This window comes from Deinococcus arcticus (genome assembly GCF_003028415.1).
Lineage (GTDB): Bacteria > Deinococcota > Deinococci > Deinococcales > Deinococcaceae > Deinococcus > Deinococcus arcticus.
Window position 1 is genome coordinate 42,073 of sequence record NZ_PYSV01000009.1, and the last position, 23,852, is coordinate 65,924.

The 23,852-nt window shown below is 69.8% G+C and carries 24 protein-coding genes and 1 riboswitch; of the genes, 14 read left to right on the forward strand and 10 right to left on the reverse strand.

Going from position 1 to position 23,852, the window contains the following annotated elements; all coding sequences use genetic code 11:
• Positions 1-69: 69 nt before the first annotated feature.
• Genes C8263_RS10420 through C8263_RS10430 form a run of 3 tightly spaced genes read right to left on the reverse strand, consistent with a single transcriptional unit; the run spans position 70 to position 2,017 of the window.
• The gene (locus tag C8263_RS10420; protein ID WP_107138066.1) at positions 70-867 is read right to left on the reverse strand and encodes a cytochrome c oxidase assembly protein; all 798 of its coding nucleotides are present in this window, start codon (positions 865-867) and stop codon (positions 70-72) included.
• A complete protein-coding gene (locus C8263_RS10425) occupies positions 864-1,547 on the reverse strand; it encodes an SCO family protein (protein WP_107138067.1) in 684 nt (227 codons plus the stop codon). Before C8263_RS10425 ends, C8263_RS10420 begins: the two co-directional genes overlap by 4 nt.
• Complete coding sequence (locus C8263_RS10430) at positions 1,547-2,017, reverse strand: copper chaperone PCu(A)C (protein WP_107138068.1); 471 nt, start codon at positions 2,015-2,017, stop codon at positions 1,547-1,549. The genes C8263_RS10425 and C8263_RS10430 overlap by 1 nt, the downstream gene beginning before the upstream one ends.
• Positions 2,018-2,205: 188 nt before the next feature.
• Between C8263_RS10430 and C8263_RS10435 the strand changes: the two genes are divergently transcribed.
• Entirely contained in the window at positions 2,206-3,207 is a 1,002-nt protein-coding gene (locus C8263_RS10435; RefSeq protein ID WP_199188379.1) for a LacI family DNA-binding transcriptional regulator, read from the forward strand.
• Between the two features lie 55 nt (positions 3,208-3,262).
• Here the strand turns inward: C8263_RS10435 and C8263_RS10440 are convergent, their stop codons facing one another.
• Positions 3,263-3,607, reverse strand: coding sequence for an FUN14 domain-containing protein (locus tag C8263_RS10440; RefSeq protein ID WP_107138070.1), 345 nt, complete (start codon positions 3,605-3,607; stop codon positions 3,263-3,265).
• 139 nt (positions 3,608-3,746) lie between these two features.
• On the opposite strand from C8263_RS10440, the gene C8263_RS10445 reads away from it, so the two are divergent.
• Complete coding sequence (locus C8263_RS10445) at positions 3,747-4,334, forward strand: RNA polymerase sigma factor (protein ID WP_233218758.1); 588 nt, start codon at positions 3,747-3,749, stop codon at positions 4,332-4,334.
• Between the two features lie 75 nt (positions 4,335-4,409).
• Here C8263_RS10445 and C8263_RS10450 read toward each other — a convergent pair whose 3' ends face one another.
• The gene (locus C8263_RS10450; protein ID WP_233218760.1) at positions 4,410-5,414 is read right to left on the reverse strand and encodes a CAP domain-containing protein; all 1,005 of its coding nucleotides are present in this window, start codon (positions 5,412-5,414) and stop codon (positions 4,410-4,412) included.
• A gap of 262 nt (positions 5,415-5,676) precedes the next feature.
• Between C8263_RS10450 and C8263_RS10455 the strand changes: the two genes are divergently transcribed.
• The 5 genes from C8263_RS10455 (at position 5,677) to C8263_RS10475 (ending at position 12,653) form a co-directional block, all read left to right on the forward strand.
• Positions 5,677-6,564 carry a DUF4384 domain-containing protein gene (locus C8263_RS10455; RefSeq protein ID WP_107138071.1) on the forward strand — a complete coding sequence of 296 codons (888 nt, stop codon included), beginning with the start codon at positions 5,677-5,679 and terminating at the stop codon, positions 6,562-6,564.
• A gap of 160 nt (positions 6,565-6,724) precedes the next feature.
• Positions 6,725-8,695: an alpha-amylase family glycosyl hydrolase gene (locus tag C8263_RS10460; protein WP_233218761.1), complete on the forward strand. Its 1,971-nt coding sequence runs from the start codon at positions 6,725-6,727 to the stop codon at positions 8,693-8,695.
• Positions 8,696-9,093: 398 nt separating this feature from the next.
• Positions 9,094-10,233 (forward strand): pyruvate dehydrogenase (acetyl-transferring) E1 component subunit alpha, encoded by a 1,140-nt coding sequence (gene pdhA, locus C8263_RS10465; RefSeq protein WP_107138073.1) that lies wholly within the window; start codon positions 9,094-9,096, stop codon positions 10,231-10,233.
• A 32-nt stretch (positions 10,234-10,265) separates the two neighbouring features.
• Positions 10,266-11,231 carry an alpha-ketoacid dehydrogenase subunit beta gene (locus tag C8263_RS10470; RefSeq protein WP_408608054.1) on the forward strand — a complete coding sequence of 322 codons (966 nt, stop codon included), beginning with the start codon at positions 10,266-10,268 and terminating at the stop codon, positions 11,229-11,231.
• Between the two features lie 222 nt (positions 11,232-11,453).
• On the forward strand, positions 11,454-12,653 hold the full coding sequence (locus C8263_RS10475) for a tetratricopeptide repeat protein (protein WP_233218762.1): 1,200 nt from the start codon (positions 11,454-11,456) through the stop codon (positions 12,651-12,653).
• Positions 12,654-12,707: 54 nt separating this feature from the next.
• Here C8263_RS10475 and C8263_RS10480 read toward each other — a convergent pair whose 3' ends face one another.
• From C8263_RS10480 to rpmH, 4 genes are all read right to left on the reverse strand, one after another.
• The gene (locus C8263_RS10480) at positions 12,708-14,351 is read right to left on the reverse strand and encodes a YidC/Oxa1 family membrane protein insertase (RefSeq protein WP_107138076.1); all 1,644 of its coding nucleotides are present in this window, start codon (positions 14,349-14,351) and stop codon (positions 12,708-12,710) included.
• Entirely contained in the window at positions 14,348-14,602 is a 255-nt protein-coding gene (gene yidD, locus C8263_RS10485) for a membrane protein insertion efficiency factor YidD (RefSeq protein ID WP_332888941.1), read from the reverse strand. The genes C8263_RS10480 and yidD overlap by 4 nt, the downstream gene beginning before the upstream one ends.
• Complete coding sequence (gene rnpA, locus C8263_RS10490) at positions 14,599-15,027, reverse strand: ribonuclease P protein component (protein ID WP_107138154.1); 429 nt, start codon at positions 15,025-15,027, stop codon at positions 14,599-14,601. The genes yidD and rnpA overlap by 4 nt, the downstream gene beginning before the upstream one ends.
• Positions 15,028-15,118: 91 nt before the next feature.
• Entirely contained in the window at positions 15,119-15,262 is a 144-nt protein-coding gene (gene rpmH, locus C8263_RS10495; protein WP_019585335.1) for a 50S ribosomal protein L34, read from the reverse strand.
• 189 nt (positions 15,263-15,451) lie between these two features.
• Between rpmH and C8263_RS10500 the strand changes: the two genes are divergently transcribed.
• Positions 15,452-15,832 (forward strand): ComEA family DNA-binding protein, encoded by a 381-nt coding sequence (locus tag C8263_RS10500; protein WP_107138077.1) that lies wholly within the window; start codon positions 15,452-15,454, stop codon positions 15,830-15,832.
• Between the two features lie 77 nt (positions 15,833-15,909).
• A complete protein-coding gene (locus C8263_RS10505; RefSeq protein ID WP_233218763.1) occupies positions 15,910-18,057 on the forward strand; it encodes a DNA internalization-related competence protein ComEC/Rec2 in 2,148 nt (715 codons plus the stop codon).
• A 24-nt stretch (positions 18,058-18,081) separates the two neighbouring features.
• Here the strand turns inward: C8263_RS10505 and C8263_RS10510 are convergent, their stop codons facing one another.
• On the reverse strand, positions 18,082-18,531 hold the full coding sequence (locus tag C8263_RS10510) for an NUDIX domain-containing protein (RefSeq protein WP_107138079.1): 450 nt from the start codon (positions 18,529-18,531) through the stop codon (positions 18,082-18,084).
• A gap of 49 nt (positions 18,532-18,580) precedes the next feature.
• On the opposite strand from C8263_RS10510, the gene C8263_RS10515 reads away from it, so the two are divergent.
• The 5 genes from C8263_RS10515 to C8263_RS10535 all read left to right on the forward strand — a co-directional run bounded on the left by C8263_RS10515 (position 18,581) and on the right by C8263_RS10535 (position 23,821).
• Entirely contained in the window at positions 18,581-19,039 is a 459-nt protein-coding gene (locus C8263_RS10515) for a hypothetical protein (RefSeq protein WP_107138080.1), read from the forward strand.
• A 32-nt stretch (positions 19,040-19,071) separates the two neighbouring features.
• Positions 19,072-19,171, forward strand: a riboswitch (TPP riboswitch).
• A 54-nt stretch (positions 19,172-19,225) separates the two neighbouring features.
• Complete coding sequence (locus tag C8263_RS10520) at positions 19,226-20,254, forward strand: thiamine ABC transporter substrate-binding protein (protein WP_107138081.1); 1,029 nt, start codon at positions 19,226-19,228, stop codon at positions 20,252-20,254.
• A 405-nt stretch (positions 20,255-20,659) separates the two neighbouring features.
• On the forward strand, positions 20,660-22,201 hold the full coding sequence (locus C8263_RS10525) for an ABC transporter permease (RefSeq protein WP_107138155.1): 1,542 nt from the start codon (positions 20,660-20,662) through the stop codon (positions 22,199-22,201).
• A gap of 13 nt (positions 22,202-22,214) precedes the next feature.
• Positions 22,215-23,192, forward strand: coding sequence for an ABC transporter ATP-binding protein (locus tag C8263_RS10530; RefSeq protein WP_107138156.1), 978 nt, complete (start codon positions 22,215-22,217; stop codon positions 23,190-23,192).
• Positions 23,189-23,821 (forward strand): thiamine diphosphokinase, encoded by a 633-nt coding sequence (locus tag C8263_RS10535; protein WP_107138082.1) that lies wholly within the window; start codon positions 23,189-23,191, stop codon positions 23,819-23,821. Before C8263_RS10530 ends, C8263_RS10535 begins: the two co-directional genes overlap by 4 nt.
• The last annotated feature ends 31 nt before the right edge of the window (positions 23,822-23,852 follow it).

The following is a 23,852-nucleotide window of genomic DNA, read 5'->3' on the forward strand; positions in this document are numbered from 1 at the left end:
GGGGTGGGCGCCGCGCCGCCTTCAGGCGGTCTTTACGCTGAGCTGGGTGGGGGGGCCAGGAGCTGCCGTCTAGCGCGGGGCTTCGGGCGGCAGCCCCTGCCCCTCCGTCAGGCGAATCAGCCACGCGAACAGCTGCACAAACGCCAGCGCCAGGGCCGGCAGCCCCGCCACCATCATGATCCACCCTGACAGCTGCTGGTTTTGCAGCGGGGTGAGGTTCCACAGGCACAGGGCGTTCACGTAGGGCGTGTACAGCACCTTTGGGGCGTACAGCCACACGCTGGCCACCGCCATCATGGGCAGGGCCGAGAGCAGCCCGAACCACCCGCGCGAGCCCATGCCCGCCGGCTGCACGCTGGGCAGGGGCCGCAGCACCACGCTCCAGACCAGCAGGCTGGTGAGCAGGTACAGCCCCGGCAGCAGGCTGGCCGCCGTGTTGGACACCACGCTGGCGTTAAACCCGGCGGGCACGTTCCAGAACACGATCACGGCCGTCCACAGCGCCAGCGCCACCCAGGGGTCCAGCAGTACCCCCAGCATGCGCCCCAGCCCGGACCGGGGACTGATCTTCAGCGGCGGCAGGCCCAGCACCAGCAGCGGCGGCACCAGTTCAGCCAGCACCATCAGGCGGCCCATGTACAGCGCCATGCTGCCCTGGGTCAGGCCAGCGGCGCGGGTCTGGGTGGTCAGCACCAGGGCCACCAGACCCAGCGCGAACAGCGCCGCGCGCCAGACGGGCCACGGCGCACCGCTGCGGCGCGCACGCACGAACCCGGCGGCGTAGGCCGCCCCCACCAGCACCATGGGCAGCAGGGTCCAGTCCGGGCGGGGCAGCAGCAGGTCAGTCAGGGTGGGGTTCAGGCTCATGGGGTCTCCAGCACGTGTTGCAAGTCGGCCTGCACGCGCGCCACCTGGGGCAGCTGCGTGTAGTCCCACAGCACCCGCAGTCGCCCCCGGGCGTCAATGAGGTAGGTGGCCGTGGTGTGGTTGATCTGATAGGCCGCGCCCTGCAGCTCAGCCTTTTCGTAGGCCACGCCATAGGCCCGCGCCACGCGGCCCAGGGCAGGCTCCGGAATGCGCACGCCCGCGCCGGTGCCGAAGTAGCGCACGTACTCGTTCAGCCGCGCCGGGGTGTCGCGCGCCGGGTCCACGCTGACCAGCACAATCTGCAGCCTGGACCGCAGCTCGGGGGGCAGGCCGGCGCGCGCCTTGTTCAGGTACGACAGGCTCAGCGGGCAGATGCTGGCGCAGTGGGTAAAGCCGAAAAACAGGGCGGTGGCCTGTCCCCCCTGCCCCGGCGTGAACGCGAAGGGCCGCGCCTGCCCGCCCTGCACCGCCACGCCCCGGAACGGCGCGGCCAGGGTGCCCGCCGGGTACGCCGTGCCGTAAAACGGGTAGGGGCTGCGCAGCCGCGCCATGCCCCAGGCCAGCCCCAGCAGCAGCGCCACCGCCGCCAGCGCCAGTCCCGCCGACACGTACCAGGGCCGCGCCGGGGGGGCGGGGGCCGGCGGCCCTGGGGCTTCTGTGGCCGGTGAGGCTGGGGGCATCAGGGCTTCACCACCGGGGCCTGCAGGGTGTGGGTGCCGCCCGCGTCGTCGGTCAGGGTCAGGGCCACTGTTTCGCCCTCGCGCAGCGGCGCGCGCAGGCCCATCAGCATGATGTGGTCGCCCGTGTCGCTCAGCACCAGTTCACCGCCCGCCGGCACCGTCAGGGCGCCGGTGACCGCCATACCGGTCAGGCCCCGGGCATCGGTGCGGGTGACCATCAGCATGGCGTGGTCGGCCGCCCCGGTCTGCACCCCGGTCAGGCGCAGGGGGCGCGCGCCGGGGTTACGCAGGGTGCCAAACACGCTGGTGTCCTTTACCCCGGGCGGCACCGCCACCACGCGCGCCGCCTGCACGGTCAATGCGGGCCGGGCCGCGCCTGCCTGGGGCGCCGGGCGGCAGCCGGGCAGCAGCGCCAGCACGGCGGCCAGCAGCGCCAGACGAGCGGGGTGGGGGGTGGGGAACTGGGGCATCAAGCAGGGCTCCTTTGCAGGCCGGGGCCAGCCTGCGCCCAGTCTAGGCCGCCGCCCCGGGCCGCTTTGTCCCCGGCGCTGGACCACTGTCTGGCTCTGTTGCCTGGGCCCACCGAACCCTCAGGGCGAGGCTTCAGGCACAGCTCATGGAACCCTTTCCAAAAAAAGGGTATGCTGGGCAACAAATCATGCGTAAACCCACCATTCAGGATGTGGCCCGGCAGGCCGGGGTCGGGGTCGGCACCGTGTCACGGGTGCTGAACAACCACGTGGCGGTCAAGGGCGCCACCCGCGAACTCGTGCTCAAGGCCATTGCCGATCTGGACTATACGCCCAACCCCCATGCCCGGCGCATTGCGGGCGGCAAAAGTTACACCATCAGCGTGCTGCTGCCGGTGCTGACCACCGAGTTCTATGTGCGCCTGCTTGACGGTCTGGAAACCGCCTTTCAGGAGGCCCGCTACGACGTGGCCATTTTTCCGCTGCTGGACCGCTCACGGCTGGAACGCTACCTGGGCTCGCACACCCTGGCCTATCAGGCCGACGGGCTGGTGATGGCCACCTACAACCTCACGCAGATGTTCCACGAGCGCCGCCTGCGCACCCAGCAGCCCACGGTGCTGGTGGACGCCTACGCCGAGCACGTGGATTCCTCGTTTATGGACAACGTGGCGGGCGGGCGCATGGCCGGGGAATATGCCGTGACCCTGCCCGGCGACCTGTACGCGGTATGGGTGGAAACCGAACTGGACCAGCTGTTCACCACCCGCGTCTTTGAAGATCGCCGCAAGGGCTTTCTGGGCGCGCTGCAGACTGCCGGGCGCACGCCAGCAGCCGAATACACCTCCAGCTTCGATTCGCTGGCGGCGCGCAACACCGCCTCGGCCATGCTGGACCAGGCCCAGGCGACGGGCTTGCCCTGCACCATCTTCGCCTCGGCGGACATGCTGGCCGGGGCCCTGCTGGACGAACTGCGGCTGCGGGGCCTGAAGGCCGGCGAGGACGTGCGCGTGATCGGCTTTGATGACCAGCCCTGGGCCGAGGCGCGCGGCCTGACCACCCTGCACCAGCCGGTGGAAAGCATGGGCTACGAGGCCGCCCAGTTGCTGCTGACCCGCCTGAACGGCTACAAGGGCCCGGCGCGCGCCCGCCGCTTTGAACCCCGCCTCGTGGTGCGCACCAGCGCATAGGGGTCGAGGGGGAACCGTTGATGGTTGATCGAAAAAGCACTTCGCCATCAACCATCTACACCCTCGCTCGCAGGCCCAGCAGCAGCCCCGCCGTGAAGGCTCCGGCAAACGGCAGATTGGCGGTCAGCACGCGCAGCAGCCACGCGCCGCCCTGTTCCTGGCCCTGCCTCAGCCACGGTTCGGTCAGGGCCTGAAGGCGCAGCCAGTTCACGGTCACGAGGTCCAGGGCGGCCAGCAGTTGCAGCACCACAAACAGCGTGCCCAGCACGATCAGGGCCACGCGGCCAATGTGGCGCAGGGCCACGCCCGTGGCGAAGCCCAGCAGCCCCCCCACGCTCAGGTCGGGTAGCAGAGGGCGCAGGGCATCGGCCAGTGGGGTGGGCGGCGCAGAGGACAGCATTTCAGGGCGAACAGGACTCAACGTGCGTGCATGGTAGAGCAGCCGGGGGGTGGCCTGTCGCCGCGCCGGGAGCCCGCGCCCCGAGCCCGCCGCAAGGCCAGCCCAGCCGCCCGCCGGGGCACGCTATGGTGTAGCCACTGTGGACCCCGCCGAGTCATTGCCACCCGACCTGATCTCTCCCGAACTGTACGCGCGGCTGTGCGCAGGCGAGGAAGCGGCGTGGTTCGATTTCGTGCAGGAATACGAGGGCCGCATGTACGGCTACCTGTACCGCTTGGAAGGCAACAGCGAGGACGCGCTGGACCTGACCCAGGAGGTCTTTTACCGCGCGTGGCGCTCGATCAAAACCTTCCGGGTGGGCGAGCGGGTGCTGCCGTGGCTGTACCAGGTGGCGCGCAACACCCAGATTGAGTCGCACCGCCGCAAGCAGTTGCAGCGCTTCTCGCTGGAACAGGCCCGCGAGGACGTGGGCTTTGAGGTCACCAGCGAGAAGCGCTCGCCCGTGCAGGCCGCCGAGAGCGCCGACGCCCAGGACCGGGTGCAGCGTGCCCTGCTGCGCCTGCCCGCCGAGTACCGCGAGGCCGTGGTACTGCGCTTTGTCGAGGACCTGAGTTACGACGAGATTGCCCAGATTCAGGGCGTGGCCGTGGGCACCGCCAAAAGCCGCGTGTTCCGCGCCAAGGAGCAGCTGGCCGGGCTGCTGGCTGGCGTGGCCGACGTGCACTGAGGGGGCTACGGGCTCCGGGGCATGAGCCATGAGGTGGCCTCTTTGCGGGGCCTGTCCCAGCAAGCGCGCCGCTGGTTACATCCGGGCGAACACCTGGGTCCAGTAGCGGCCGTAGGTGGTGCCGGCGCGGTTGACATAGCTCAGGCCGATGCGGTTGAAGTCGCCCATGATATTGCGGCAGTGACCGGGGCTTTTCAGCCAGCCCTGCACCACCTCGGCCGGGCTCTGCTGTCCAGCGGCGATGTTCTCGGCCACCGACTGGGGACTGAGGCCCGCCGCCAGCACCCGGCGCATGGGGGTGCTGCCGTCAAAGGCGCTGGTGTGGTCAAAGTAGCCGTACAGGGCCATCCCTGCCGACTGCGCCTGGGCCGCCACCGTCAGGGTGGGGTCCAGTTTCAGCGGGGGCAGGGCGCCACCGCCGGTGCGGTGGGTGGCGCAGTTGTAGCCCTGGGCGCGGGCCTGGTTGGTCAGGCGCAGCACCTCGGCGTCAAAGGCGGCGCTGCCGGTCCAGGGAGCCACCGTCACGTTCAGGCGCTTTTCTACGGTGCGCCCGTCGCTGGTGGTGGCGCGCACCACCGCCGCGTGGGTGCCGCTGGGCAGCCGGGTGGCCCCGGTACCCACCTCGCGCCCGGACAGCATCAGGGTGGGGCGGGCAGGGGTATACAGCACGCTGCCCTCGGCGCTCAGGCGCACCTCGCCGGGGGTGGGCTGCAGCACCGTCAGCGCGGGGCGCTCGGCGCCGGCACTGCCCACCGGCAGCTGAGCCTCGGCGCGGCTGACCACGCGGCCGCCGGCGTCTACCAGGGTGGCCTGCAGCTGATAGGTGCCGGGGCGGTAATACACATGCTCGGCGCGCAGTCCCGTGGCCTGGGTGCCGTCGCCAAAGACCCACTGCACCACGTAGCCGGCGGGCGCCGAGGCCTCAAAGGCCACCCGCAGCGGCGCCTGACGCTCGGCACTGACGCGGTACCCGATGCGGAAGTCCGGCGCCCCCTGTGCCTGGCCGGGCAGGGGCGCAGCGGCCAGACTCAGCAGGCCAAGGGTCAAGACCAGATGAGGCAGTTTGGGGGCTCGGCTCACCCCAACAGCCTAGACGCTGGCCCGGAATTTTGCTGTGAGCGACTTGGGATTATCAGTCGGGGGTCAGGGAGGAACGGGCGTCGCCGTGGTGGCAAGGGCAGGTGGTCCCCACCCGTCTCCGCTTCAGGCACGAGACCGTCCAGGCCAGGGACAGGGGTAAGCGACACAGCGACGCCCACATGAGCGCCAGCTAAGCTGCGCCTCAGCACGGGCATCAGGTGCCAGTCAGGCCCCCGTCAAGTGAACAGGCCAGGGTGGGGGCATGAAAGCGACCCTGTTTCTGTCCTCGGCCCTGGCCCTGCTGGGCTGCGCCGCATACGCGGCCCCGCAACTGAGCGCCCAGAGCATCATCGTCAACCCGGCGCCCACCACGCTTAGCGTGAAGGTCTGGACTGACCGCGACACCTCGGGGGCGGGCACCCCCAGCTACGCGCCGGGCGAGAAGATTCGCCTCTTTACCCAGGTGAATCAGGACGCCTACGTGTACCTGTTCAACGTGGACCCCCAGGGTCAGGTGGACCTGATTCTGCCCAACCGGTTTCAGGGCGGGGCCAACTTCCTGAAGGCCAACGCAGTCAAGGTGTTCCCGGCCGCCGGCGACTCCTTTACCTTCGATATTGCCGCGCCCTACGGTGTGAACAAGGTGCTGGCGCTGGCCAGCCGCAGCCCGCTGAATCTGGACCAGATTGCCACCTTCAGGAGCCAGCAGAACTCCTTTGCCACCGTGAATGTCAGTGGGCAGCAGGGACTGGCGCAGGCCCTGAGCATCGTGGTCAACCCCGTGCCAGCGGCCAACTGGATCACAGACACCGCCTTTTACTCGGTGGTCAACCGCGCGCCTGTGGCGGCGCCCCTGCGCACCGCACCGGCCCAGCCCCTGGCCGATGCCCCAGCGCCCCGCACCGCGCAGGCCCTGTCGGTGAACCCCTGGAGCAATGTCCGCGAGTGGCAAACCACCGTGGACAGCCGCGACCTGCGCGCCCAGCATGACGCCTACGCCGCCAAGCTGAAGGCCGAGGGCTACACCCTGGTGAAAACCACCAGCAAGAACAGTGAGATCAAGAGCGAATTCCGCAAGGGGAACGTCAAGGTTGAACTGACGGTGAAGCGCAAGGGAAACCGCGTTGAGATCAAGATTGAGCGCGAATAAGCCAGCACAGTTGCCGAACCTGTCTAGAGAGGACCGCCTGCCCGGGTGGTCCTCTCCCCTTGATTCCTGAGCGGTTTCATCGTTTATGATCGCGGAGCACCACAATTCATGCACCGGCTCCGCACCCGTGCGGGGTCTTGCCGTGCTGGAGGTTTCAACTGTGAAACGTTCTGCTGCCGGTCTGTGGGGGGCGCTGTCCTCTGCACTTTTGCTTTCCGCCTGCTCCCAGGGGCCTGCGCCTGCCCAACTTGGAACCGTTTCCAGTCCAGGGACTCTGGGCGCACAGGCCATCAGTGGGGCCAATATTGACGCGTGGCGGCAGCAGGTGATCTACCTCGTCATGCCGGACCGTTTCTTCAATGGAAACTCTTCCAATGACAATCTGGGGGCGCCCAACTGTTTTGACCGCGCCAGCGCGACCAAGTTTCACGGCGGCGACATCGCCGGGCTGCGCGCCAAGCTGCCGTACATCCGCGACCTGGGGGCCAGTGCGGTCTGGACCACGCCGGTGTACAAGCAGGTGGGGCTGGTCAACGGCAATTCCTGCGGCTACCACGGCTACTGGCCCGACTACGCCAACCCGGACGACACCGCCCTGGACCCCAAATTCGGCACCGGCGCCGAGCTGACGGGCCTGATTAATGACCTGAAAGCGGGCGGCCAGAAATACATCATGGACATGGTGGTCAACCACGCCGGCTACGGTGCCCGCATCACCACCCAGCAGCCCGGCTGGTTCCACGGCAATTGCAGCGGCGACGAGATTGTGTGCCCACTGGCGGGCCTGCCCGACTTCCGGCAGGAGGACGGCGCGGTGGCCACCTACCTGACCAACCTCTCCAAGAACTGGACCGCCACCTACGCGGTGGACGGCATCCGCATGGACACCGTCAAGCACGTGCCCAACAGCTACTGGCAGAACTCGTGGGTGCCCGGCGTGCTGGCTTCTCGCCCCAACACCTTCCTGCTGGGCGAGGCGTTCCTGTCTGGAAGCGCTTCTCAACTCAAGCCCTTCCTGGACGCGGGCTTTGATTCCACCTTCAACTTCCCGCTGCGGCAGGCCATTGTGGACAGCGTGGGCAAGGCCGGCAGTCTGGACCGGGTGGCCGCCAGCATGGGCGACACGCTGGGCACCCTGGGCCTGGACCGCACCCTGCTGCAGGTGAACCTGCTGGACAACCATGACGTGCCGCGATTTGTGAACGAACCCGGCGTGGGCGTGGCCGAAGGGGAAATTCGCGCCCGGTACCACAACGCCCTGGGCCTGCTGATGACGCTGCCGGGCATTCCGCAGCTGTACTACGGCAACGAACTGGGCATGTACGGCGCCTCTGACCCCGACAACCGCCGCGATATGCCGACCTGGGCCTGGACCGACAGCGGCCGAAATGTCGCGCAGGCCAATTTTGTGGCGGGCGGCGGCACCCCAAAAACCACCTATGACCTGACCAAGAAACTGATTGGCATTCGCAAGGCCAACGCCGCCCTCTGGAAAGGCAACTACGCCGAGCTGTGGCGCCCCAACGGCGGCCAGAACGTGTACGCCTTCTACCGGGGCAGCGGCACGAACCGCTTTGTGGTGGTGGTCAATACGTCCAGCAGCAGCGCCACCGTCAATCTGGACCTGGCCGGCAACAGCGGCATCAGCGCCGCGGACAAGAGCGCGCTGGGGAACGGCACGGTCTTTAACGACCTGCTGGCCGAGGGCGCGCCCGCCAGCGCCACCGTCACGAACGGCCGCCTGCCCGTTACCCTGGGCGCGGGCAAAATGGGCATTTACCGCGCTGGGGCCTCCGGCACGGGCGGCGGGGGGACCGCCGTGCCCGTCACCTTCCAGGTCACGGCCAGCACCTTCTTTGGCCAGGACGTCTACCTGCTGGGCGACCGGGGCGAACTGGGCGCGTGGAACACCGCTTCGGCCCTGGCCATGACCCCCAGCAATTGCAGCGGCAGCACCTGCACCTGGAAAACCACCGTCAGCCTGCCGCCCAGCGTCGCCCTGCAATTCAAGTTCATCAAGAAGCCCGGCGACAGCGGCGCCAGCGTGACCTGGGAGGGCGGCAGCAACCGCTCGTACACGGTCCCGGCGTCGGGAACAGGCACGGTGAACGGGGGAAGCTGGAGGCCGTAAAGGGGGTGTGGAACGTGGGGTGTGGGCTGTAGGAAAAGATTAAAGAGCGGCGTGGGCGCTGTTGTTTCTCCTCCTCCTTGATGGGGGAGGCCGGGAGGGGGTACACGCGGCGCGGCCCAGAGTGCCCCTCTCCCCCGTCCCCCTTCAACAAACGAGCGTTTGGTTCCCGTGCCTCCCGGCTGCTACGCTGGGAGGCATCCATCTTGCGGGGCCAACGCCCGCAGCCCAGCCCTATGCCTGACCGCCTGCCCTGCCCCCTTCCTGGCACGCGCCGACTGCTCAACCAGCGCCGCGCGCCCTGACGGCGTTTCCCTGGCAGGCTGTGCGCGGAACCGCCGCGTTCAGGCTGCTGTCTATTCTGGCCTGTTCCGGTTCATTCCCACCCCCAGGAGCCCTGCATGACCCCACCCAAATCTGCCCCCACCCAGCCGGAAGCCAGCGAGACGGACCTCGGCTATCAGGCCGCGCAGGCCGCCTACGACGCCGCGCAGCAGGACACCAACATGGTGCAAATCGTGGCGCCCGACGGTTCGGTCGTTCGCCCCGATCTGCTGCCCGCCCCCGACATCCGGCTGGCGCTGTACCGCCAGATGCGCCGCGCCCGCCACTTCGATGAACGCGGCTGGGTGCTGTACCGCCAGGGCCGCCTGGGCGTGTTTCCGCCGTTTGGCGGCATGGAAGCCAGCCAGGTGGGCACCGCCGCCGCGCTGACCAAGAACGACTGGCTGTTTCCCACCTACCGCGACACGGGCGCGGCCCTGACCCTGGGCCTGCCGATTGCCCGCACCCTGGCCTACTGGCGCACCAGCCCGCACGGCTGGCACATGCCCGCCGACCTGAAGGTGCTGCCCTTTTACATTCCCATTGCCACCCAGTACCCGCAGGCGGTGGGCGCGGCCCTGGCCGAACGCCGCAAGGGCACGCGCAACGTGGCGATGGCCTTTATCGGTGACGGGGGAAGCAGCGAGGGCGACTTCCACGAGGCCCTGAACTTTGCAGGCGCCCTGAACGCCCCGTGCGTGTTCATCCTGCAAAACAACGGCTGGGCCATCTCGGTGCCCACCCGCACCCAGACCAGGGCCACGGACCTTTCACGCCGCGCCGACGGCTACGGCATTCCCGGCGTGCGTGTGGACGGCAACGACGCCCTGGCGACCTACCACGTGACCGCCGAGGCCGTGGACCGTGCCCGCCGGGGCGAAGGCCCCACCCTGATTGAAACCGTGACCTACCGCGTCAAGCCGCACACGGTGGCCGACGACCCCAGCCGCTACCGCACCGAGGCCGAACTGGAAGGCTGGGACGCCAAGGACCCGGTGCTGCGGCTGCGCACCCATCTGCTGCAGGAGGGCCTGATGACCGAGGCCAGCGAGGCCGAGCTGCTGGCCGAGATTGCCGCCGAGTTCGAGGCCGCGCTGCAGGAGGCCGACAGCTACCCGGACCCCACACCCGCCGAGATTCTGGATCACGTGTTTGCCGAACCCACCCCGCAGCTGAGACAGCAGCGCGCGCAGATCCTCGCGGAGGAACAGCAGTGACCGCCACCGCCACCAAAACCAAAACCATGACGATGGTCGCCGCCATCAACGACGCCCTGGACATTGCCCTGGGGGCCGACGAGACCGTGCATATCTTTGGCGAGGACGTGGGCGTGATGGGCGGGGTCTTCCGCGCCACCGACGGCCTGCAGGCCAAGTACGGCGTGGAGCGCGTATTCGATACCCCCCTGGCTGAAGCCGCCATCGTGGGCATGGGCATTGGGATGGGGCTGGCGGGCCTGAAACCCATTGCCGAGATTCAGTTCGCCGGGTTTCTGTATCCGGCACTGGATCAGATTCTGTCTCACGTGGGCCGCTTCCGGCACCGCACCCGCAGCCGCTACCACCTGCCGATGGTCATCCGCGCGCCCTACGGCGGCGGCGTACATACCCCCGAGCAGCACGCCGACAGCCCAGAGGCCATTCTGGCCCACACCCCGGGCGTCAAGGTGGTTATTCCCAGCACCCCGGCCGACGCCAAGGGCCTGCTGCTGAGCGCCATTGCTGACCCCGACCCGGTGTTCTTCTTCGAGGCGATCAAGCTCTACCGCAGCGTGAAAGAAGAGGTGCCCGTGGGTGACCACCGCGTGCCTCTGGGCAAGGCGCGGCTGGTCACGCGGGGCGACGACGTAACGGTGGTGTGTTACGGCGGCATGGTGGAGGTGGCCCAGAAGGCCGCCGAGGCCGCCCGCACCGCTGGCATTGGCGTGGAGGTCGTGGATCTGCGCACCCTGGTGCCCATGGACACCGAGACGGTGCTGGCCAGCGTGGCCAAGACTGGCCGGGTGGTCGTGGTGACCGAGGCCCCCCGCACGGGCGGCTTCCACAGCGAGATCAGCGCCACCATTGCCGAGGAAGCCATTGAATACCTGCGCGCGCCCATTGTGCGCGTGACTGGCTTTGACGCGCCGTACCCGCCCTTTACGGCCATTGAGGACGTGTACCGGCCCAACCCGGTGCGTGTGGCCAGGGCCATTAAGCAGGTCATGGCGTACTGAAGGGCGGGGAGGTGGGGAGTAGGCAGTGGGAAGAGCGCCCGGGCGAGGTTCCTTCCGGGGGCGCGCAACTTCCTGACAACCTCCAAACCCGGCGGGCGGGCCACATCAAACTGGCCCGCCCCCTCTGTGGTGACCCCCGAAGAACAGGCAGCAGCTTCTGTCTCCCTGCACCACACCATTCACCTCAGGCCGGCATCATGAAGGGCAGGGACGATGCAGAGGATGCGCCTCCCTGCCCTTCTCCTGACTGCGGCCCTTCTGGTGGGGGCGGCGGCCTTCGGCGTCAGCCGCTTTCAGGGTGAGAAGGTCCAGCCAGGACCCACCGTGCAGGCGGCTGTCCCCACTGCCCCGGCTCCTCTCCCAGAGGAAGTGCCCGTGCCTGAGCCGGCCCCCGAACCGGCGCCAACCCCGGAGCCGACCCCCGTTCCCGCGCCCAGACCGGCCGCGCCGCCCCTGCCCGCCCGCGCCAGCATTCCCGGCCTCCGGCATGAATACCAGCGGCTGAACAACTGCGGCCCGGTCACGGTCGGTATGGCACTCAGCCGCTGGGGCAGCACCCTGAATCAATACGACATTGCGCCGGTCCTCAAGCCCGGCAGGGCCGACGTGAATGTATCGCCGGACGAACTGGCCGCCTATGCCCGCACGCAGGGCATGGACGTGCATCTGGCGCGGGGCGGGGACCGCCTGCTGCTGCGCCGCTTGCTCTCGGCCGGGTTTCCAGTGATGGTAGAAACGTGGTTTGTCACGCCGGATTCCGGCGGCATGGGCCACTACCGCCTGCTCACCGGCTATGACGACGCGCGCGGGCAGTTCAGTGCACTGGACTCGTACCTGGGCCCGCTGACCCTGAACTACACCCGGTTTGACGAGTTGTGGCGCTCATTTGGCCGCACGTATCTGGTGGTCACGCCGCCCAGCAAGGCGGCGCCCCTGCGCGAAGTGCTGGGCATGCGCGCCGATCCGGTGGCTGCCAGAGCCGAGCATCTGCGCGTGGCCCGGGCCGAGGCGGCCCGCCGGGGCGACGCCGTGGCCTACCTGAACCTGGGGCAGGCGCAACTGGACCTGGGCGACGCCCGGGGCGCGGCCCGGTCCTTTGATCAGGCACTGGCTGCCCCGCCAGACCGCACGCTGGACCCCACCCGCCCCAGTTGGGTGCAGGGCGGGCTGCCCTGGCGCGCGCTGTGGTATTCGTTTGGCCCCTTCGAGGCGTACGTGCGCACCGGCCAGTACGACAAGGTGCTGCGCCTGACCGGCGCGGTGCTGCGCTCGGTGCCCACCCACGAGGAAGCGCATTACTGGCGGGGGCGGGCCCTGGCCGCTCTGGGCCGCGCCGCGCAGGCGCAGGCGGCTTACCGCGAAGCCCTGCGGCTGCGCCCGGGGTACGGGGCCCCCCAGCAGGAACTGGCCCGGCTGAAATAAACCAAGGAAAGTGCCCCACCTTGCGCTGGAGGTGGGGCACTCTTCGAGGCAGCTTCAGTCCTTGCGGGGCAGGTCAATGACCTTGGAGGTCTTGGCGGCCTTATCCACGATCACAGCCTTCTGGGGCTTGGCGGCCTTGCCGCTGGGCGGGGCGGTGACCGTGACCTTCTGCACGCCCAGGTTGGCGGTTTCCCTTTCCACCTGCTTGTTGATGATGATCTGCTGCACGATGCCGATCAGGGTGGACAGGATGATGTAGATGGTCACGCCCGCCGGGAAGGTCAGGGCGAAATACAGGAAAATAATGTAGATAAACGCCTGCTGGCGGAACATCTCGGGGCTCTTGCGCGTCATGACATACAGCTGCCCGATGTTTACGATCAGGTAGACCAGCGCCAGCAGGTAGAAAGGATCGGGAATGGCAAGGTCTGGCAGCCACAGGAAGCCGCTGTCGAATTCAAAGTTGCGGATGGTGGACCACAGCGCAATCAGAATCGGGAACGGCAGGAAGCTGGACAGACAGCCGGCCGGGTTGAAGTTGTAGTCGCGGTACAGCTGCGCCATCTCGGTCTGCATGGCGCGCTGCGAATCCGGGTCGCGGCGCTCTTTGTACTTGGCCTGAATCTCGCGCATCCGCGGCTGCATGGCCTGCATCCTGGCTGTGGAGCGGCCCTGCGCCTGCATCAGCGGCCACATGGCGGCGCGCAGCACAATGGTCAGTGCCACCAGCACCAGGCCCCAGTTGCCAATCAGGCCATACAGCCACTCCATGAATTTCACGATGTACAGGCTGATCTGGCCGAACCAGTTGGGATCGAACAGGCCCGGCAGGGTGGTATAGCCACTCTGGTACAGGTGAATCAGTTCGTTGCGGCCGCCGTACACCTCCAGGGTGCTGGCCGCGGGCACGCTGGCGCTCAGCAGGCTCTGGGCGCCGCCAGTCAGGGCCACATCGGCGCGGGTGTCACCGCGCGGCTGCACGATCAGCGCCTGCACAATCTGGCTGTTCATGCCGCCCGGCACTTCCTGAATGGCGGCGTACTGAATGTTCTTCACCTGCAGGGTCCCGCTGCCCTGCACGGCGGCCGGCTGGCCCCCCGGACTCACCGCCTGCACCCGGGGATTCTGGGCGCGGCCCAGGCCCGGGAACAGGATGTTCACCCGCTCGGGGCCGCCCGTCACCTCGGTCTTGACGTCCACCTTGAAGTTGCGCGGGCGCAGGGTCACGGTCTTGGTGACGCTCACGCCACCCTGCACGTAGCGGAACACCGCGTCCTGGCGGTTGGCCTTCAGGTCGGTGGTCAGGCCCGTGGGGGGCTGCACCTGGGCCGGCTGGGCGGGGTCCAGGCCCTCCCCCTGCACGGCCAGCGCCTTGCGCCCAGCCACCAGATTGAAGATGCCCTTCTGCTCACGCAGGGCGCTGAAATCGTAGGTGCCATCGGCCCGGCGCTTGATATACGGCGTGCCGGCGTAGTTCTTGACATACCAGCCGATGACCTCGCCCCGGTTGTTGAACACCACGTCCTGCAGGTTGCTGGTGACGATGTACTCGTTGCCGCGCACGCCGTCGAAATCGGCGGTGATCCACTCGGGGGTGATGGCCTTGCCGAAGGTAGGAAGGGGGCCAGTGGTGCCGCAGCCGGTCAGCAGCAGCGCGCCGCCAGCAGCAAGCAGGGAAAGCAGATGTCTGGTCTTCATGGGGTCTGAGGGGGCCTCTTGGGGAAATGGTCGGGCACCGGGTCGAACCCGCCCGGCACGAAGGGATTGCAGCGCAGGATGCGCCAGGTGGCCAGCCAGCTGCCACGCAGCGAACCGTGCCGCTCCACGGCCTGCGCGGCGTATTCCGAGCAGGTGGGGCTAAAACGGCAAGTGGGTGCGGGCTTGCGCGGCGAGAGACGGCGCTGGTAAAACCGCACCCCCCGCACAAGGACGTCACGCAGGCCGCTCACGAGGCCTCACCGCTCGTTGGGCCCGGGGTCGGGGAGGAAGGCACGGCACCGGGTACGCGCCCCGGGCCGCCCGGGTTCCCGCCGCGCCCCCGCCGGCCCGGCGCTTTTGCCAGCGCTCTCTGCAGCGCGGCCTGCAGCTGCGCAAAGGGCGCGGCCAGCACCGCGGGGTTCGGCATCAGGATGGCGCGGCAGGCGGGCAGGCCGCCGGGCAGGGTGCGCAGCGCCTCGCGCACGCGGCGCCGGGCACGGTTGCGGTCCACCGCGCGCTTGAGGGTCTTTTTGGGCACCACGATGCCCACGATGGCGCGTGGCCGCCACGCTTCCCCGTGGCGGGGGCGGTACTCGGCCACGCGCAGGGTAAACAGCGGGTCGCGCACCACCGCGCCGTGGGCGCGCACCTTGCGAAATTCCCGGTCACCCCGCAATGCATCCAGCGCCACCGGACGGCGGGGCCGTGCCTGCGTGGCGCTGGAGGGGGTGGACTGGGAAATAGCGGGCGCTCCCGGTGAAGGGGGCTTACTCGTCAGAGACGGTGAGCTGGTGGCGGCCCTTGGCGCGGCGGCGCGCCAGGATGTTGCGGCCGGCCTTGGTTTTCATGCGGGCGCGGAAACCGTGGGTCTTGGCCCGCTTGCGGACGTTGGGCTGGTAGGTACGCTTCATGGTGCTTTTCTCCTTACTGCTCGCGGAGTGGGCCACACTGCTCTTGCCGGCCCCGCGTCACGCGAGAAGCGCCTCCCTGGGGAGGCAAACTCTGGAAGTGTAGCACGCCCCTGCCAGGGCCGAAAAGGGGCCCACGCGCCCAGGCATGTGCGGCAGCGCGCGCGCGGGGCAGCCTCTAGCCTGGGGCGCATGCCAAGTGTTGCCCCACCCTGGACCGCGCTGCTGGCAGGCGGCGTGCTGCTGAGCGCTGCGCTGAGCCTGGGCCCGGCGCTCTGGCCGCGCCCGCAGGCCCCGCAGGTCACGCGCGTGGCCCTGGGTACCCCCATGGCCGCCACATCAGCCGAACCGCCCACCTACCCGGCCACCGCCAGCGTGCAGCCGCTGATTTCCGGGCGGGTGAACCTGAACACCGCCAGCACCGAGCAACTTGAAGCCCTGCCCCGGGTGGGGCCCGCCCTGGCCGCGCGCATCGTGGCGGGGCGGCCCTACCGCTCGCTGGCCGATCTGGACCGCGTAAAAGGCATTGGCCCTTCGGCGCTGCAGACCCTCCGGGGACTGGTGACCTTCTGAACAGCGCGGCCTTCCCTGTCACCTCCAGCCGGCCCCGCGCCCAGGTCACGGGCCGGGCCGGCCAACTGCCGTGGTCGGTGCCGGCCGTACTGGGGGTCATCGGCGGCATTCTGCTGGCGCTGGGGGTGCCCTGGGGTGCGGCGGCGCTGCTGGCCGGCGTGGCCCTGGCCCTGCTGGACGCCCGCCCGGGGCTGGCCGCACTCGCCCTGCTGGGGGGCGGCGCCGGGTGGCTCTCGGCCCACACGGTCCTGGCGCGCCCCGATCCGCTGACACCCTGGCTGGGCGCCCAGGTGACCTTGAAGGGCGAGTGGGACGGCCAGTTTCTGACGCTGAGTGCGCCGCGCGCCCGGCTGGCGGTGAGTCCCAAACCTGCACAGGGCCCCGGCGTGCTAGAGGTAGCTGGCCGCCTGGTGGCCCCGCAGGGCCGCGACGTGCCGGGCGGCTTTGATCAGGCCGCGTGGTTGCGGTCCCAGGGGGGCCTGCTGGTGCCCACCCCCGGCGCGGTGCTGGTGGGGGCCAGGGTTAGGGCCCACCAGCCGGAAGGCGGGCTGCGCGGCTGGTTCCGCCGGGGCCTCAGTGCTGGCCTGACCGAGCGGCAGGCCGCGCTGATGCAGGCGATTGAGCTGGGCGACCGGAGCGACATCAGCCGGGAGGAATTTGCCGAGGGGTACGCGGTGCGCGACGCCTTCGCCCGCGCCGGGCTGGCCCACCTGATGGCCCTGTCGGGGCAGAACGTGGCCCTGATTACCGGGGTGCTGGTGTGGCTGCTGATTCGCTTGGGGGCCGCGCCGGCGTGGCGCTACGGCCTGCCGGCGGCCCTGCTGCTGCCGTACCTGCTGCTGGTGCAGCCCTCGCCCAGCATCACGCGGGCAGTGATCATGGGCGCGGCGGTGCTGATTGCCCTGGCGCTGGGCCGGGGTCGCCCCGATCCCCTGGGTCTGATTGCCCTGGCGGCGCTGGCCTGCCTGCTGCCCTTTCCGCTGTGGCTGCTGGACGTGGGCTTTCAGCTGTCGTTTCTGGCGGTGCTGGCCCTCACGCAGACCCTGCGCGTGGCCGGGCGCCTGCCCGCGCGCTGGCCCCACGCCCTGCGGCTGGCGATCAGCGCGACCCTGCTGGCCGAACTGGGCACCCTGCCGGTGGTGGCGGGGACCTTCGGGCAGCTGCCGCTGGTGGGGCTGCCGGCCAATCTGGTGGCGGGGGTCATCATGGCCGCGCTGGTGCCCCTGGGCTTTGTGGCCGGGCTGCTGGGCCCACTGGCCGCGCCGCTGAATGTGGTCAGTGGCCTGCTGGCCTCGGCGCTGCTGGCGGTGGCCGAAACCTTTGGCCGCGCGCCGGTGCTGAGCTGGGGCGCCATTGGCGCAGCGGGGGTGGTGGCCTACGCCACAGCCCTGGGCGCCGGGTGGCTGTGGCTGCTGGGCCGGGTGCGGGCCCGCACGGCGCTGGGCACCCTGCTGGCCTGTCTGCTGCTGACCGCCCTGCCCGGCTGGCTGCGCCCCGCGCGCGAGGTGGTGTTTCTGGACGTGGGCCAGGGCGACAGCACCCTGATTCGTCTGCCGGGCCTGACGATGCTGGTTGACGCGGGCGGCTCGGTGGGCAGCGACTATGACGTGGGCGGGCGCACCGTGGTGCCGGCCCTGCGCGCGCTGGGGGTGCGCCAGCTGGACGTACTGGTGGCCACCCACGCCGACACCGACCACATTGAGGGCGTGCCGGCGGTGCTGCGCGCCCTGCCGGTGGGGGAACTGTGGGTGGGCCACCGCAAGCGCGGCGACCCGGTGCTGGACGCCGCGCTGGCCGAAGCCCAGGCCCGGGGCGTGCCGGTGCGCGAGGTGCGCCGGGGAGACCGCGTGCAGGCGGCGGGCGCTGCGCTGACGGTGCTGTGGCCCACCGGCCAGGACTGGCACGACGAGGACAACGAAAACAGCGTGGCCCTGACCCTGGAATCGCGCGGCTGGCGCGCGGCGTTTCTGGGCGATCTGGCCCAGGCCGGCGAGGCGATGGCAGGGCCCGGGAATCTGGACCTGCTGAAAGCCGCTCACCACGGCAGTCGCCATTCCACCGGCGCGGCGCTGCTGACCCAGGCCACCCCCGCCGACACCGTGATCAGCGTGGGCCGTAACACCTACGGGCACCCCCACCCCGACGTGCTGGCGCGGCTGGCGCAGGCCGGCTCGAAGGTCTGGCGCACCGATCAGGTGGGGACGGTGCGCTGGCCGGTGCCGTAGGAGGCCGTGAGCCGTGGGAACAGATTAAAGGAGCGCGCGCAGGCCGTCCCAGCCGTCAATCAGTTCGGTCAGGCGCTGGCCGCCGACCAGATGGGCCTCCAGAATGCCGGGCAGCCAGGGCAGCACATCAGGCGGCAGCGCGTCCAGCCCAAACCAGCCCACCGCCGAGGTTTTGTCCAGCGGCTGGGGCTCGCCTTGCCACGTGCGGGTCAGGAAGAACACATCCAGGCCTGCCGTGCCCTCCAGGTCGTAGCGGCAGGCGCCCAGGCAGGTCAGGTCGGCCGGGTCCACGTTCAGGCCCACCTCTTCCCGGGTTTCACGCGCCGCGGCCTGGGCCAGGCTCTCGCCAGCCTCCACGCGCCCGCCGGGCAGGCCCCACAGCCCACTCGCATAGGACGACCCCGCGCGGCGCCCCAGCAGCACGCGCCCCTGTCCGTCTTGCACCACCAGCCAGGACACCAGATGAAACGTCATGCGCTCAGGGTGGCATGAGCCGGGTGATCCTTGGCTCTAGGCTGGGGCCATGAGCTGCATTCTGCGCGTCTGGGGGCACTTTGATGTGACCGCGTTTCTGGCCGGCACAGACCTCACCCCACATCACGTCTGGCGCGAGGGGGAACCCCAGCGCTTTCCTTCCGGTATCGCGCGTGACTCTGGTTTTCTGGTCGCTGCCAGCCCGGCCGACTTCTGCCAGCCCGAACAACAGGTTGAAGACGTGATCGCCTTCCTGCAGACGCACCACGCCAGCCTGCTGAAGCTGAATGGCCTGCTGACAGCGGCAGACCCGGACTGGGACCACACCGCTGCGGAACTGGACTTTGGCATTGAAGACCGTGTGGGCACCCTGGATGAACGCGGGCAGGAAATTGTGCTTCAGGGCGACCATTTTCCCCGTGCCCTCATTCAACTGGCGGGGCAGCTTGGCCTGGGCCTGACCGTCTCCCGGTATCCCCGCACGCTCCCCGAGGACGCTGAAGCCTGAGCCCACCGCCTGCCCATGCGCTATCTTCGCGGGTGCGTCACCGGGGGTGCCCACTCAAAGAGGCGGGCTGAGACTTACCCCAGGAACCTGATCCGGGTCATTCCGGCGGAGGGAGCGTGACCGGCCTGCCCCGCTCCCTGTGGGCGCAGGCCCCCGCTTCCCCTCGTGACGCGAGGGGACTTTTTGATGCGCACAACACTGCTTCTGGGCCTGCTGCTGGCCGGGGCCGCCCAGGCCCAGACCACCCTGACCGTGATTACCCACGACTCGTTTGACGTGGACAGGAAGCTGATCGCCGCCTTCGAGAGCGCCAACAGGGTCAAGGTGCGCTTCGTGAAAGGCGGCGACGCGGGCGAACTCCTGAACCGCCTGATCCTGACCCGCCGCGCGCCCATTGCCGACGTGGTGTATGGCCTGGACAACAGCCTGCTGCCCCGCGCGAAGCAGGCCGGGATTCTGGAACCTTACCGGTCCCCGGCCCAGGGCCGCGTGCCCGCCGAATACCGCCTGGACGACACGGGGCTGCTGAACACCGTGGATTACGGCTTCGTGGCCCTGAACTACGACCGCGCGTGGTTCGAAAAGGCCGGGCTGGCGCTGCCCAGAACCCTGGATGACCTGAAAACGCCGGCCTACGCCAAGTTGACCGTGGTGCAGAGCCCGGCCACCAGCAGCCCGGGCCTGGCCTTCCTGCTGGCCACCGTGAACCACTACGGCGAGGCGGGCGCGTGGGCGTGGTGGCGCGCGGCGCGTGCAGGCGGCATGAAGGTCACGCGCGGCTGGAGTGAGGCCTATTACAAGGACTTCACGAAAAACGGCGGCAGGTACCCCATCGTGCTGTCCTACGCCAGCAGCCCCGCCGCCGAGGTTTTTTACGCCGACGGCTTTAACCCCGCCCGTCTGCCTGCCCAGAGCCCCACGGGCAACCTGTTCCTGCCGGGCAGCGTGTACACCCAGCTCGAAGGCGTGGGCATCCTGAAGGGCACCAAACAGCCTGCCCTGGCCCGCAAGTTCGTGGACTTCATGCTGAGCGCGCCCGTACAGGCCGATATTCCCACCCGCATGTGGATTTACCCAGCGGCCAAGGCCACACCCCTGAACCCCGTGTTCAGGTTCGCCCAGCAGCCGAAGGTGGAGCCCATCAAGCCGGCTGTCAGCGCCAACCCCCAGCGCCTTGTGGACGCCTGGGTGACACAGGTGCTGCGCGCAAGGTGAGGAAAGGGAGGCAGTTGGCGGGAAGCGGAGCGCGGAAAAAACAAACAGGCCACCCCACGCTGACCTTTAGCTTTTCAGAGTAGAACTTGCTGGGCCGCACCAAGCCTTCCTGCCCCTGGAGCGCCCAGATCCAGACGAGGCCGTCGTGCGCGCAGCGCGCGGGCCATTGCGGTGGGGCGGAGGATGGCGTCGAAGCCGGACACGTCAACGAAGAGAGAAGCCCAGCCGACTCCAGTAAAAACTCTTGCCCAGTGCGAACGTTTGCTCCCCCTGCCACCAGGTTCCAGGCGCATGAGTCTAACCAGTGGCAACGCGCAGGCCGCCCTGCGCGGCGAAGTCGTCTCCCCTCTGCTGCGCAGCTCTGCGAGTCTGGGGGTGGGGCCTACGAAACAAAACCACAAGCCCATGACCCACTTCCTCCCCTGGCTCCTGGCCCTCCCGGGTCTCCTCTTCCTCACCCTCTTCCTGGCCCTGCCCCTGACCCGCACCCTCCTCGAAGGCGGCGTGACCCTGGCTGTCTGGCAGGACCCCTATTTCCAGTCCCGCCTGGTCTGGACGCTGACCCAGGCCGCCCTGAGCGCCGCCCTGGCCCTGATTCTGGGCGTGCCGCTGGCCTACCTGCTGTCCCGCTACGAGGTGCGCGGCAAGGCCCTGTTGCTGCGCCTGCTGCTGCTGCCCTTTGTTACCCCCACGCTGGTGGCGGTGCTGGGCCTTACGGCCCTGCTGGGGCCGCAGGGCATGGTCACACGCTGGACCGGGCTGGACCTGAGCGATACCCCAGCCCTGCTGGTGCTGGGCAACCTGTTTTTTAACCTGCCGGTTATGGTGCGCCTGAGCCACGCGGCCTTCGTTCGGGTGTCGCCAGGGCTGCTGGGCGCGGCGCGGTCGCTGGGGGCCCCGGCGTGGCGGGCCGCCTGGGACGTGGCGCTGCCGCTGGCGCTGCCCGGGGTGCTGGCGGGCACCGCGCTGGTGTTTCTGTATTCGGCCCTGAGCTTTGGTCTGCCCCTGGCCCTGGGCGGCGAGCGCTACGCCACGCTGGAGGTAGAAATCTACACCCTGACCGCCCTGCAACTGCGCTTATCAGAAGCCAGCGCCCTGATCGTGGGGCAACTGGCACTGACCCTGCTGGTCACCGGGGCCTACGTGGCCCTGAGCCGGGGCGGCAGTGGAGTCAGCGTGGGCGGCCTGCCCCGGGCGCAGGGCGGCGTGCGGGCCGCGCTGCTGGGCCTGGGCACCGTGACCATGCTGATCTGCTTTGCCCCGCTCCTGGCCGTGGTGGTGCGCGGCCTGTGGGGGTCGGCAGGGCCCACGCTGGCCTTCTGGCAGGGCGTGCTGGCCGATGAGTCCACGCCGGCCCTGGTGGGCAACACGCTGCGCTTTGGCCTGCTGGCGCTGACCGGGGCCACCGTGCTGGGCGGTCTGTACGCCCTGGGGGCGTGGCGGGCGCGGTCCCGGGTGCTGGACCTGCTCTCGCTGCTGCCGCTGATGGTCTCGCCGGTCAGTCTGGCGGCCGGATACCTGCTGGCCTATCCGGCGCTGGCGGCCACGCTGCCGCTGCTGATCGCCGCCTACACGCTGCTGGCGTGGCCGCTGGTGGTGCGCTCGGTGCTGCCGGCCCTGCGCGCCATTCCCCCCCGGCTGCACGAGGCCGCCCGGTCGCTGGGGGCCAGCCCCGGCGCGGCGTTCCGCACCGTGACGTGGCCGCTGGCCTTGCCCGCGCTGCGCGGCGGCGGCGCGCTGGCCCTGGCCACGGTGCTGGGCGAATTCGGCGCGACCCTGGTGCTCACCCGCCCCGAATGGGCCACCCTGTCCACCGGCCTGTATGAGCGCCTGGGCCGCCCCGGCGAGCGCAATCTGGGCGAGGCCTGCGCGCTGGCCACGGCCCTGCTGCTGCTGTCCACCCTGGCCTTTGCCCTGCTGGACGGTGGCAAAGGCGAGGTGACGTGAGATGCTGGAGGGCATGAGCGCTGCAGCGGCCCTGACCCTGAGCGGCCTGCACAAAGCCTTCGGAACCGTGCAGGCTGTTCAGAACGTGTCGCTGACCGTGGCGCGCGGCGAAACCGTGGCCCTGCTGGGGCCATCAGGCTGCGGCAAGAGCACGGTGCTGCGGCTGGTGGCCGGCCTGGAGCGCCCAGACGCCGGCACCGTGGCTGTGGGCGGACGCGACGTGACCCGCCAGCCCCCGGAAACGCGGGGCGTGGGGCTGGTGTTTCAGGACTACGCCCTGTTTCCCCACCTGAGCGTGCTGGACAACGTGGCCTATGGCCTGCGGGTGCGGGGCGTGGCCCGCGCCGCTGCCCAGGCCCAGGCACGCGAGGCCCTGGCCCTGGTGGACCTGACCGGACTGGACGGGCGGCGCCCCGCGCAGCTCTCGGGCGGGCAGGCGCAGCGGGTGGCCCTGGCGCGCGCCCTGGCCACCCGTTCACCGCTGCTGCTGCTGGACGAGCCCATGTCCAACCTCGACGAGCGCCTGCGCTCAGACCTGCGGGCCGGGCTGCGCGGCCTGTTCGCCCGCATAGACGCCGGGGTGCTGCTGGTCACGCACGACCAGCGCGAGGCCCGCGCCCTCGCTGGGCGGGTGGTGATTCTGCGGGCAGGCGCCCTGGTGCAGGCTGGCCCCACGGAGACAGTATTTGCCCAGCCCGCCACCGCCTGGGTGGCGGCCTTTCTGGGTGAGCGCAACCTGCTGCCGGCCGGGCCCGGGCAGGTGCGTCATGTGCCGGAAACCGCGCTGCAGCTGGGCCCTGGCGGGCCCTGGCCCGTCGTGGCCCGCCAGAGCACCGAAAGCGGGCTCGTGGTCACCGTGGCCCACGCGCTGGGCCCGCTCACCCTGACCCTCAGCCCCCGGGAAGCCGGGCTGCTGGCGGGCAATACCCTGCGCCTGAGCGTGGATGAGGCGCAGGTGCGCCCGCTGCCCGATGACCGGGAGCAGGAATGATCGCCTGGATTCTGGTGGGCGGGCGGCTGGTGGACACGCCCCTGCTGCGCGCCCTGCCCCGCCCCGCGCTGGTGGTGGCGGCCGACGGCGGCGCGCGGCACGCGGCCCCGCTGGGCCTGAAGGTGGACCTGTGGGTGGGCGATTTTGATTCCTCAGCGGGGCTGGCGCTCTCGGCCCCGCGCGAGGTCTTCCCTGCCGCCAAGGCCGCCACCGACGCCGAACTGGCGGTGGAAGCGGCGCTGCAACGGGGTGCCCGCGAACTGGTGGTCGTGGGGGCGTTCGGGGGCCGCTTTGACCACACGCTGGGGCTGGCGCTGGGCGCTGTGCGGCTGGCTGGGGAGGGCCGGCGCGTGACCCTCACCAGCGGCGACGAATGGGGCTGGCCGCTGCTGCCGGCCTCGCCCCTGGCGCTGGCCCTGCCCCCGGGTGCCACCCTCAGCGTCCTGGCGCTCACGGCCCTGCGCGGCCTGACCCTGCGGGGCGTGCGCTGGCCGCTGCCCGGCGCGGATATTCCCCAGGGCAGCGGCTGGACGATCAGCAATGAGGTGCAGGCGGCCGGGGTTCATGCCTCTTTGAGAAGCGGGCAGGCGCTGGTGACCGCGTTGCCCGGAAACGAGCCTGAACACTGACAAGGGAGCGGCTGATTCAGGCCGCCCCCTC